11 protein-coding genes are annotated in these 10,595 nt (G+C 74.9%); 7 read left to right on the top strand and 4 right to left on the bottom strand.

What is annotated here, in order from left to right:
• The 3 genes from ACFWEG_RS26015 to amaP all read left to right on the top strand — a co-directional run.
• Positions 1-267: hypothetical protein (locus ACFWEG_RS26015; RefSeq protein ID WP_387219720.1), on the top strand; the 267-nt coding region annotated here is incomplete at its 5' end.
• Positions 264-950, top strand: coding sequence for a DUF6286 domain-containing protein (locus tag ACFWEG_RS26010; RefSeq protein ID WP_387219717.1), 687 nt, complete (start codon positions 264-266; stop codon positions 948-950). The genes ACFWEG_RS26015 and ACFWEG_RS26010, both read left to right, overlap by 4 nt.
• Before the next feature lie 5 nt (positions 951-955).
• On the top strand, positions 956-1,534 hold the full coding sequence (gene amaP, locus ACFWEG_RS26005) for an alkaline shock response membrane anchor protein AmaP (protein WP_387219714.1): 579 nt from the start codon (positions 956-958) through the stop codon (positions 1,532-1,534).
• Between the two features lie 70 nt (positions 1,535-1,604).
• Here amaP and ACFWEG_RS26000 read toward each other — a convergent pair whose 3' ends face one another.
• From ACFWEG_RS26000 to ACFWEG_RS25985, 4 genes are all read right to left on the bottom strand, one after another.
• Entirely contained in the window at positions 1,605-2,360 is a 756-nt protein-coding gene (locus tag ACFWEG_RS26000; protein WP_387219712.1) for an SDR family oxidoreductase, read from the bottom strand.
• A 4-nt stretch (positions 2,361-2,364) separates the two neighbouring features.
• Entirely contained in the window at positions 2,365-4,221 is a 1,857-nt protein-coding gene (locus ACFWEG_RS25995) for a glycoside hydrolase family 15 protein (protein ID WP_387219709.1), read from the bottom strand.
• Positions 4,222-4,306: 85 nt separating this feature from the next.
• On the bottom strand, positions 4,307-5,104 hold the full coding sequence (locus ACFWEG_RS25990) for an SURF1 family protein (RefSeq protein WP_387219706.1): 798 nt from the start codon (positions 5,102-5,104) through the stop codon (positions 4,307-4,309).
• A 118-nt stretch (positions 5,105-5,222) separates the two neighbouring features.
• Positions 5,223-6,212 carry a DEDDh family exonuclease gene (locus ACFWEG_RS25985; RefSeq protein WP_387219704.1) on the bottom strand — a complete coding sequence of 330 codons (990 nt, stop codon included), beginning with the start codon at positions 6,210-6,212 and terminating at the stop codon, positions 5,223-5,225.
• A gap of 192 nt (positions 6,213-6,404) precedes the next feature.
• Here ACFWEG_RS25985 and ACFWEG_RS25980 point away from each other — a divergent pair, with 192 nt between their 5' ends.
• From ACFWEG_RS25980 to ACFWEG_RS25965, 4 genes are all read left to right on the top strand, one after another.
• A complete protein-coding gene (locus ACFWEG_RS25980) occupies positions 6,405-7,739 on the top strand; it encodes an amidohydrolase family protein (protein WP_387219702.1) in 1,335 nt (444 codons plus the stop codon).
• A 97-nt stretch (positions 7,740-7,836) separates the two neighbouring features.
• Positions 7,837-8,817: a sterol desaturase family protein gene (locus tag ACFWEG_RS25975; protein WP_387219700.1), complete on the top strand. Its 981-nt coding sequence runs from the start codon at positions 7,837-7,839 to the stop codon at positions 8,815-8,817.
• Positions 8,814-9,506: a lysoplasmalogenase gene (locus ACFWEG_RS25970; protein ID WP_387219697.1), complete on the top strand. Its 693-nt coding sequence runs from the start codon at positions 8,814-8,816 to the stop codon at positions 9,504-9,506. Before ACFWEG_RS25975 ends, ACFWEG_RS25970 begins: the two co-directional genes overlap by 4 nt.
• A 17-nt stretch (positions 9,507-9,523) precedes the next feature.
• Complete coding sequence (locus ACFWEG_RS25965; protein ID WP_387219695.1) at positions 9,524-10,567, top strand: zinc-dependent alcohol dehydrogenase family protein; 1,044 nt, start codon at positions 9,524-9,526, stop codon at positions 10,565-10,567.
• The last annotated feature ends 28 nt before the right edge of the window (positions 10,568-10,595 follow it).

Below are 10,595 nucleotides of genomic sequence, written 5' to 3'. Positions count from 1 at the left end.
GCCCGGGAGGCCCTCGGCCCGGACCGCCCGGGCGGCGCGCCCAGGGCCGCCGTGAAGGTCTCCGCGCAGGACGCCACCGCACGGGTCCGCATCGCCCTCGACCTGGGCTTTCCCTCCGACATCGGCGGGCAGTGCGCCGCCGTGCGTCGACACGTCACCGAGCGGGTACGCGCGTTGGCAGGCATGGACGTTCCCGAGGTCGTCGTCACGGTGGAGCGGCTGCAGCACACCGGCGCGCGCCGCGGGTGGCAGGGGAGGACACGATGAGCGAACCCGGAGTGCCGCAGGGCGCCACCCAGCGGCTGCCCGTCCTGGAGAAGCACCCGCCGCCGTACGACGAGCAGCCCTACGACGACGGCCTCCCGTACGACGACACCCCCCGCCCCGACCGCCCCGCCGGCGGCCGGGCGCACCGCTTCCGCTCCCCGCGGCGGATCACCGCCGCCGTGGCCGCCCTGCTCCTGCTCGGCGCCCTCGGCCTGCTGCTCTACGACGTCGTGCAGGTCAGGGCGGGCGAGCCCGGCATGGCCTGGCGGCGGGAGCTGGCCGACGCCCTCGCGACCCGTCAGCTCGACAGCTGGCCGGTCCTCCTCGGCGCGGGGCTCGCCGCCGCCCTCGGGATCTGGATGCTGGTCCTCGCGCTCACCCCCGGGCTGCGCGAGCTGCTCCCGATGAAGCCGGTCCACCCCGACGTGCGGGCCGTCCTGGAGCGCCGGGCGGCCGCACTGGTCCTGCGCGAGCGGGCCGGCTCGGTGCCCGGCGTCGAGTCGGTGACGGTCCGCACGGGCCGCCGTAAGGCCGACGTGCGGGCGGTGTCCCACTTCCGGGACCTCGACGAGGTCCGCGCGGACCTGGAGTCCGCCGTCGCCGCCGGCGTCGAGGACCTCGGGGTGGTCAGGCCCCCGAAGGTGACCGTCCAGGTCCGCCGCTCCGGCGGGAAGGTGAGGTGAGGACCGTGCGCGGCTCCCTGAACCGACTGCTGCTCGGCCTCGGCGGGCTCGTCCTGCTGCTGTTCGGCGGCTCGGTCCTCGCCACCGGCCTCGGCGCGCCCGTGCCGTCCTGGTGGGTCTACGACGGCGGCGACGACGTCCTGCTCGGCGACGCCGAGCGGCAGCGGTGGCGCGACGAGGGCTGGTGGTGGCCCGTCGTCATCGCCGCGCTGGCCGTCCTCGTGCTCCTGGCCCTGTGGTGGCTGCTCGCGCAGATCAAGGGCCGGCGGCTCGACGCCGTCCGGGTCGACACCGGCGACGGCGAGGGGGCGCTGCTGCGCGGCCGGGCCCTGGAGGGCGTCCTGGAGAAGGACGCCGCCCACGGCGCCGGGGTCGCCGACGCCCGCGCCCGGCTCACCGGCCGCCGGCACGACCCGGCGGTCCGCATCGGCCTCGTCGCCGAGCCGTACGCCGCCCCGGCCGACGTCCTGGACGACCTCGCGTACGGGGCGCTGGAGCGCGCCCGCGGCTCGGCGGGCCTGGAGCGGCTGCCCGCCGAGGTACGGGTGCGGGCCGCGCGGACCGGTCCGGAGCGGGTCGACTGACCCGCGCACGCCACGCGTCCGGCCCCCGGAAGACGTCTTCCGGGGGCCGAACGCGTGGCGGTGGGGGTGCTCAGAAGCCGCGCCGCGCCCCGCCGTCCACCGGCAGCATCACACCCGTCAGGTACGAGGCGGCGGGGGAGAGCAGGAACGCGGCGGCGCGGCCGAACTCCTCGGGGGTGCCGTAGCGGCGCAGCGGGATCCGCGCCTCGTTCGCCGCGCGCGAGGCCGCCGGGTCCCCGCCGAGCGCGTCGAGCTCGCGCAACCGGTCGGTGTCGATCCGGCCGGGCAGCAGGCCCACCACGCGCACCCCGCGCGGGGCGACCTCGTCGGCGAGCGACTTCGCGAAGCCGGCGAGACCCGGGCGCAGACCGTTGGAGATCGTCAGCCCGTTCACCGGCTCGTGCACCGACGAGGAGAGCACGAAGGCGATCACGCCGCCCTCCGTCAGCTCCGCGGCGGCGGTGCGGGCGAGCCGGACCGCGCCCAGGAACACCGACTCGAAGGCGGCCGACCACTGCTCGTCCGTGGTGGACTCCGCCGACCCGGCCGGCGGGCCGCCCACGCTGACCAGCACGCCGTCGAAGCGCCCGAACCGGCTCCGGGCGGTCTCGACCAGCAGTCGGGCGGTGTCCGGATCGGCGTTGTCGGCGGGCACGCCGACCGCGTTGCCACCCAGTGCGGCGGCCGCGTCGGCGACCGACTTCCCGTCCCGTCCGCTGACGACCACCTTCGCCCCGTCGGCGACCAGCTCGCGCGCGGTGGCGTGGCCGAGGCCGCGGCTGGCTCCGGTGACGACGTACACCCGGTCCTTCAGTCCAAGATCCATGGGCCTATTCTGCCCGCTCCGCCGCTCCCGCCGGTGCGGCCGTCCCCGCCTCTCCCACTGATCCGGCCGCGCCCGCCCTCTGGTCGCCGGAGAGCAGCAGGGCGGTGCCGACGAGGCCGATGTGGCTGAACGCCTGCGGGAAGTTGCCCAGTTGGCGTCCGGCGGCCTTGTCGTACTCCTCGGCGAGCAGCCCGACGTCGTTGCGGTAGCCGAGCAGCTGGTCGAACATCGCGCGGGCCTCGTCCGTGCGGCCCGCCAGGTGCAGGGCGTCGGCCAGCCAGAAGGAGCACACCAGGAACGAGCCCTCGTCGCCGGGGAGTTCGTCGACGGACTTGTTCTCGGTGCTGTAGCGCCGCAGCAGCCCGTCGCCGTCCAGCTCCGCGCGGACGGCGGCGATGGTGCCGACCACCCGGGGGTCGTCCGGCGGGAGGAAGCCGAAGCGGGGGATCAGGAGGGTCGCCGCGTCCAGGTCGTGCGAGCCGTAGGACTGGGTGAAGGTGTTGCGCTCCGGGTCGTAGCCCTTCTCCAGGACCTCCTGGTGGACGGCGTCGCGCATCCGCCGCCAGCGCTCGGGGTCGCCGTCGAGCTCCGGATGCTCCTCCAGGGTGCGGACGGTGCGGTCGGCGGCGACCCAGGCCATCACCTTGGAGTGCACGAAGTGGCGGCGCGGCCCGCGCATCTCCCACAGCCCCTCGTCGGGCCGCTGCCAGTTGGCCTCCAGGAACTCCATCAGCTTCAGCTGGAGTTCCCAGGCGTTCTTCTGCGGGGCGAGGCCGGCCGCACGGGCCAGGCTGAGCGAGTCGATCACCTCGCCGTACACATCGAGCTGGAGCTGCCGGACCGCCTCGTTGCCGGTGCGGACCGGCGCCGATCCCTCGTAGCCGCTCAGCCAGGGCAGCTCGGTCTCCGGGAGCCGGCGCTCGCCCGCCAGCCCGTACATGATCTGCAGGTCGGCCGGGTCGCCGGCGACCGCGCGCAGCAGCCAGTCCCGCCAGGCCTCGGCCTCGTCGACGAAACCGGCCGAGAGGAGCGCGCCGAGGGTGAGGGTCGAGTCCCGCAGCCAGCAGAAGCGGTAGTCCCAGTTGCGGACGCCGCCCAGCTCCTCGGGGAGCGAGGTGGTGGGGGCGGCGACGATGCCGCCGGTGGGGGCGTAGGTGAGCGCCTTGAGGGTGATCAGGGAGCGCATCACCTCCTCGCGGTACGGGCCGTCGTAGGTGCACTGCGCGGCCCACTCCGCCCAGTCCTCCAGGCTGTGCTCCAGCGCCTCGAACGGGTCGATGGGCTCGGGCCGCGGTTCGTGGGAGGGGTGCCAGGTCAGGACGAACCCGATGCGCTGCCCGGCGGAGACGGTGACGTCGGCGTCGGTGTGGAACTCCTCGCTGTGGCTGGTCACCTTCGGCTCGCTGCGCAGCCACACCGAGTCCGGCCCCGCGACGGCCACCCGGTGCCCGTCGACCCGGCGCATCCACGGCACGACGTGGCCGTAGTCGAAGCGCAGCCGGATCCGCGAGCGCATGGTCACCTCGCCTGACAGGCCCTCCACGACGCGGACCACGTCGGGGGTCTCGTCGCGCTGCGGCATGAAGTCCGTCACCCGGACGGTGCCGGTCGGGGTCTCCCAGTAGGTGTCGAGGACCAGCGTGTCGCCGCGGTAGGAGCGGCGCGAGCAGACCGCGCGGTCCTCCGCGTCGACCGGCGCGATGCGCCAGTGGCCGTTCTCCTCGTCCCCGAGCAGCGCGGCGAAGCAGGCCGCGGAGTCGAAGCGGGGCAGGCAGAGCCAGTCGATGGAGCCGTTGCTGCCGACCAGGGCGGCGGTCTGGAGATCGCCGATGAGCGCGTAATCCTCGATGAGTTGAGCCACGAGGAGCGCCTTCCCGCGCGGAAACCCGGCTAAGCCGGATTGTCGTCCCGGCGGGATCTTCGTCACCCGGCGGGCGGAAGCGCCCCTAGACGGGCACCTCGGCGCGGTCGTCGTCGGCCGCGGGGCGCGCGGCGGCCGCCGCGCGGTCGCGGAGCTCGCGGCGGACCAGGATCACCCAGCCGACCGGCACGGCGGCCACGAACAGCCACCACTGGACGGCGTAGGCCATGTGCGGGCCGATGCCGGAGGAGTCGGGGGGCGGGATCTGCTCGGGGCTCTTCGTGACGGGCCCGGACTGCTCCAGGTAGCCGCCGAGCAACCGGTCCTGTCCCACGCCGATCAGCTTCGCCTGCTGGGCGCCGTTGATCAGCATCACCTGCCGGTCGGGCAGCCCGCCGAGGTCCTTGATGCCGGTGCTCGCGGTCGTCTCGTCGGCCATCAGCCGCCCCGTGACCGTCACCGTGCCGGAGGGCGGGGGCGGCACCTTCGGGAAGTCCGTCTGGCGGGCGGGGGAGTCCACCCAGCCCCGGTTGACGAGCAGGTACCGGCCGTCGTCGAGCCGGAGCGGGGTCAGGACGTGGAAGCCGACCTTGTCGTCGGCGTCGGTGCGGCGGCGCACGACGGTCTCGTGCGCGGTGTCCCAGGTGCCGGTGGCCTCCACCCGGCGCCAGAAGTCCGACCGCGGGACCTCGTGCCCGGGGGAGGTCAGCTTCCCGACGGGGACGGGGTCGGCGTTCAGGTTGCCCGCGATCAGCGCGTTCTGCGCGACCTTGTGCACGTGGCGGTGGTACTGCCACAGGCCGAGCTCGTACATGACCGGCATGAGCACGAGGCCGATGAGGGTGAGGATCACCCACTGCCGGGACAACAGGAAGCGGTACACGGCTTTGACGGTACCTGGAGTGGTTTGCGCCCCTGGGCGCGGGGTCGCGCGGGGCCGGCGCGGCGGGGCCCGGACGGGAGGCGCGCCGGCGGACGCGGCGGGACGCCGCCGCGCCTCGCTACGCCTCCTGCGCCGGGGCCACGTCCCGCAGCAGCTGGGTGAAGGCCGCCTCGTCGACCACCGGCGTCCCGAACGCCTTCGCCTTCACCGTCTTCGACGTCGCCGAGTCCGGGTCGTTGGTGACGAGCAGGCTGGTGAGCCGCGACACACTCGTCGCCACGTGCAGCCCGGCCTCCACCGCCCGGTCCTCCAGGAGCTCGCGGTCCACGGAGGTGTCGCCGGAGAACGCCACCCGCATCCCCTGCCGCAGCGGCACGTCCGCGGACCAGCGGCCCGGGTTGGGGTAGGGGCAGGCAGGCCGCTTGCGGGAGGGGCGCCAGCCGAGGTGCCGCTGCCCGGCCGGCTGGTAGCCGACCTCGACGCGGGGCGAGGGCACGGAGTCGGCCCACTCGGTCAGCGGGCGGCACTCCAGGAGCGGCAGCCGGGCGTTGCGCCCCGCGGCCGCGTGCAGGCTCGGGCGGAACGCCTCGGCGAGCACCCGGGCGTCGTCGAGCGCGTTGTGCGCCTGGCGCTGCTCGACGCCGAAGTGCGCGGCCAGCGACTCCAGCTTGTGGTTGGGCAGCGGCAGCCGGAGCTCCTTGGCCAGCGCGATCGTGCACAGCCGCCGGCGCACCGGCGGCTGCTGCCGGGCCCGCGCGTACTCGCGGGAGATCATCGACCAGTCGAACAGCGCGTTGTGCGCGACGAGGACCCTGCCGTCGAGCCGCGCGGAGAACTCCTGCGCGATGTCCTCGAACAGCGGCGCGTCGGCCAGCATCGCGCTCGTCAGACCGTGGATCCACACCGGTCCCGGATCGCGGCGCGGGTTGACCAGCGTGTACCAGTGGTCCTCCACCTCGCCCCGGGCGTCGAGGCGGTAGACGGCGGCGGACACGATCCGGTCGTCCCGGGCGAGGCCGGTGGTCTCGACGTCGACGACCGCGTAACCCTGCGGGTACGCGGTCGGCCAGGCCGTTGCTGCCGTCGTGCGGTCTCGGTCTTCGAGCATGGTCACTGAGGATAAGGGGCGGCACTGACACGGCCCCAATCGCGCTGTTCCGGCGCTTCGGGGACGAACAGTTGCGTACCGGGGCATGGACCCCCGCCCCGCCCGGTGTCACGCTGCTGTACATCCACCCCGCACGCCGATCCGCCCGCCCCGTACGGCGGTTGGGCGTGCGACGACGAAGGGCGGTCCGGCATGGCAGAGTCGCGTCCCCAGCACGCCCCCTACCTCGTCATCTCGTCCGACGGCCACGCCGGACCCCCCACCGAGCACTACCGCCCGTACCTGGAGAGCCGGTTCCACCGGGACTTCGACGAGCACGTCGCCGCGCGCGACGCCCGCCGCGCCGCGACCGCCCGCCCCGGCAGCCGCGGCGAGACGCTCGCCGCCAAGTGGCGCGAGGACCACGAGGAGGGGCTGCGCGGCGGCTGGGACAGCGCCCAGCGGATCAAGGAGCTGGACGCCGACGGGGTGGCCGGCGAGGTCGTCTTCCCCGACGCCGGATCGGGGCCCGGGGCGCCGGCCGGCGCCGACAGCCCGACCGCCGTGCCCTTCGGAGCCGGCCTCGGGCTCCCCGGCGACCAGGACCCCGAGCGGGTGCTCGCCGGGGCGCGGGCGTACAACCGCTGGCTCGCGGAGTTCGTCTCCGAGCACCCCGAACGCCACCGCGGCGCCGCCCTGCTGCCGCTCACCGCCGGCACCGACGCCGTCGTCGAGGAGATCCGGCGGGCCAAGGAGTCCGGCCTCGGCGCGCTGATGATCCCCGCGATGCGGGTCGAGGGCATCCCCTACCACGACCGCCGCCACGAGGCGCTGTGGGCGGCCGCCGCCGAGGCCCGGCTCCCGCTCGTCGCCCACGCGGGCGCCGCCGCCCGCCACGAGTACGGCGAGTACCTCGGCCTTGACGCCGACGAGGCCGCCTGGTGGCCGTCCCGGCTGCTGTGGTTCCTGCTGCGCTCGGGGGTCCTCGAGCGCCACCCGGGCCTGCGGTTCGGGTTCGCGGAGGCCGGCTGCTGGTGGCTGCCGAACCTGCTGTGGTCCATGGACCGGCAGTACTTCGGCGCCCACGGCGGCCGCAACGCCCCCAGCGGCCGCAAGCACTCCCGCTTCGCCGAACTCCGCCGCCCGCCGCACGAGTACGTCGACCGGCAGGTCTTCCTCTGCTCCACCGCCACCAAGCGCCGCGAGCTCGCCCAGCGGTACGAGATCGGCGTCGACAACATCCTCTGGGGCAGCGGCTTCCCGCACCACGACGGCACCTGGCCGCACACCCGGGCGTGGCTCCGCCGTTCCTTCCACGACCTGCCGATCGGCGAGACCCGGCGGCTGCTCGGGCTCTCCGCGGCCGAGGTCTTCGACTTCGACCGCGTCGCGCTCGCCCCCGTCGCCGCCCGGATCGGCCCGACCCCCGCCGACCTCGGCCAGGCCGCCAACCAGAGCACCGTGGAGGCCGGGTGGCGGCGCTCGCGCGAGACCGGACGGCACTGGCTGACCGGCTTCGACTTCCCGTTCCTCGGGGTCGGGCAGTGAGCGCCCCGGGTGCGGGCGGACCGGTCCCGCGCACCCGCGTGTACCTGTCGGTAACAACCCCTAGCCGCGGGCCGACCCGCTCGCCTACCGTGCCCCCATGCCGAACCTTCCCGACGTGGTGCTCTGGTCGATACCCGCCTTCGTCCTGCTGACGGTTCTCGAGATCGTCAGCTACCGCCTCCATCCCGACGACGACGCCGCCGGGTACGAGACCAAGGACGCGGCCACGAGCATCACCATGGGACTCGGCAGCCTCGTCACCGACCTGCTGTGGAAGATCCCGGTCCTCGCGATCTACACCGCCGTGTACGCGCTGACGCCGCTCAGGGTCGACGTCCTGTGGTGGACGGTCCCGCTGATGCTGCTCGCGCAGGACTTCTTCTACTACTGGTCCCACCGCGGCCACCACGTCATCAGGCTACTGTGGGCCTGCCACGTGGTCCACCACTCCAGCCGGAAGTTCAACCTCAGCACCGCGCTCCGCCAGCCCTGGACCTCGCTGACGTCCTGGCCGTTCTACCTGCCGCTGATCGCCTGCGGCGTGCACCCGGCGGCGTTGGCGTTCTGCTCGTCCGTGAACCTCGTCTACCAGTTCTGGATCCACACCGAGCGCATCGGCAAGCTCCCCCGGCCCTACGAGTTCGTCTTCAACACGCCCTCGCACCACCGCGTCCACCACGCCTCCCAGGGCAGCTACCTGGACCGCAACTTCGGCGGCATCCTGATCGTCTGGGACCGCATGTTCGGCTCCTTCGCCGCGGAGGTCGAGCGGCCGGTCTACGGGCTCACCAAGAACATCACCACCTACAACCCGCTGCGGGTCGCGACCCACGAGTACGCGGCCATCGCCAGGGACGTCCGGGCGGCGGGCAGTTGGCGCGAGCGCGCCGGACGGATGTTCGGCGGGCCCGGCTGGCAGCCGGCCGAGCCGCGGGCCGCGGCGGTCGATCCGGCGCGGCTCGACGGGCCGGTCGCGGTGACGGCGGGCCTGCCCGTCGAGGCCACGGCACCGGTCGCCCCCGCGCCCGTCGCCCCCGCCGCGCCGGCGACCGCCGCTCCCGGCGAGCGTGTCGGATGAGCCGCACCGCCACCCCGCCGCGCCCCGCCGGGCGGACCGCGCGCCCGGCCCGCCCGCTGCTGACCGCCTTCGCCGCCGCGGCGGCCGTGGACCTCGTCGCCGTCCTCGCCGGCCTCGACGCCGTCCACGTCGTCGCCAAGCCGCTCCTGATGCCGCTGCTCGCCGGGTACGCCTGGGCCCGCCGCGCCCCGGGCCCGCTGATCGCCGCCGTGCTGTGCGGCTGGGCGGGCGACGTGGCGCTCCTCTTCGACACCGACCTCGCGTTCCTGGCCGGCATGGGGGCGTTCGCGATCGGCCACGTCTGCTACCTGGCCCTCTTCGGCCGCCGCCGCACCTCGCCCGCCCTGGGCCTCGGCTACCTCGTGGTGCTCGCCGTCATGGTGGGGCTGCTCTGGTCCGACCTGCCGGCCGGGATGCGGATCCCCGTCGCCGCGTACAGCGTGCTGCTCACCGCGATGGCCTACCGCTCCAGCGCGCTCGGCGTCCGGGCGGCCGCCGGCGGGGCGCTGTTCCTGCTCTCGGACGCGGTCATCGCCGCCGGCGTCGCCGACTGGCCGCGACTGCCGGCCTCCGCCTTCGTCGTCATGGCGACCTACATCGCCGCCCAGTACCTCCTGGTCAGCGGGGCCCTCGGAGACGCGCGGGGCGACGCCCCGGCGTACGGTGAGGGGGCGAAGGCACAGGTCTGAACAGCGAGGAACCCCCCATGCGCGCCACCACCATCCACGCCCCCTTCGACATGCGGGTCGAGGACGTCCCGGACCCGCGGATCGAACGCCCCACCGACGTGGTGCTGCGCGTCCTGCGCGCCTGCATCTGCGGCAGCGACCTGTGGGCCTACCGCGGCGTCGCCGCCCGGCAGCCCGGGCAGCGCATCGGCCACGAGTTCCTCGGCGTCGTCGAGGAGGCGGGACCCGAGGTCCGCGGCTTCGCCGCCGGCGACCTCGTGGTGGCCCCGTTCGTCTGGTCCGACGGCACCTGCGCGTACTGCGCGGACGGCCTGACCACGTCGTGCGTCGACGGCGGGTTCTGGGGCTCGGTCGGCTCCGACGGCGGCCAGGGCGAGGCCGTACGCGTCCCGTACGCCGACGGCACCCTCGTCAAGCTCCCCGCCGAGGCCGCCTCCGACGACCACCTCCTCACCGGCCTCCTCGCGCTGTCCGACGTCCTCGGCACGGGCCACCACGCCGCGCTCGGCGCGGGCGTCACCAAGGGCTCGACGGTCGCGGTCGTCGGCGACGGCGCGGTGGGCCTGTGCGGCGTCCTCGCGGCCCGCCGCCTCGGCGCCGAGCGGATCATCGCGCTCGGCCGGCACACGGCCCGCACCGACATCGCCCGCCGCTTCGGCGCCACCGACGTCGTCGCCGCCCGCGGCGAGGAGGCCGTCGCCGCCGTCCGCGAGCTCACCGGCGGCCAGGGCGCGCACGCCGTGATCGAGGCGGTCGGCACCGAGCAGTCGATGCGCACGGCCGTCGCGATCACCCGCGACGGCGGCGCGGTCGGCTACGTCGGCGTCCCGCACGGCAGCGGCACCGGCCTCGACCTCTCCGACATGTTCGACCGGAACGTGGCCCTGCGCGGCGGCGTCGCCCCCGTCCGCACCTACATCCCCGAGCTGCTCCCCGACGTCCTCGACGGCAGCGTCGACCCGTCGCCCGTCTTCGACCTCACCGTCGGCCTGGAGGGCGTCCCCGACGGCTACCGGGCCATGGACGAGCGCACCGCCCTCAAGGTGCTCGTCACGCCGTAGCCGGCGGGCTCCCGCCCCCCCCGACACC

The sequence above is a fragment of the Streptomyces sp. NPDC060194 genome, assembly GCF_042728285.1.
In the GTDB taxonomy this organism is placed as follows: Bacteria; Actinomycetota; Actinomycetes; order Streptomycetales; family Streptomycetaceae; genus Streptomyces.
This window is presented reverse-complemented; position numbering and strand designations above follow the sequence as displayed.

Bases quoted from the DNA above. Each gene is read 5' to 3' on its own strand.
- ACFWEG_RS26010 (WP_387219717.1), top strand. From the start codon at position 264: ATGAGCGAACCCGGAGTGCCGCAGGGCGCCACCCAGCGGCTGCCCGTC.
- ACFWEG_RS26000 (WP_387219712.1), bottom strand. From the start codon at position 2,360: ATGGATCTTGGACTGAAGGACCGGGTGTACGTCGTCACCGGAGCCAGC.
- ACFWEG_RS25985 (WP_387219704.1), bottom strand. From the start codon at position 6,212: ATGCTCGAAGACCGAGACCGCACGACGGCAGCAACGGCCTGGCCGACC.
- ACFWEG_RS25980 (WP_387219702.1), top strand. From the start codon at position 6,405: ATGGCAGAGTCGCGTCCCCAGCACGCCCCCTACCTCGTCATCTCGTCC.
- ACFWEG_RS25975 (WP_387219700.1), top strand. From the start codon at position 7,837: ATGCCGAACCTTCCCGACGTGGTGCTCTGGTCGATACCCGCCTTCGTC.
- ACFWEG_RS25970 (WP_387219697.1), top strand. From the start codon at position 8,814: ATGAGCCGCACCGCCACCCCGCCGCGCCCCGCCGGGCGGACCGCGCGC.
- ACFWEG_RS25965 (WP_387219695.1), top strand. From the start codon at position 9,524: ATGCGCGCCACCACCATCCACGCCCCCTTCGACATGCGGGTCGAGGAC.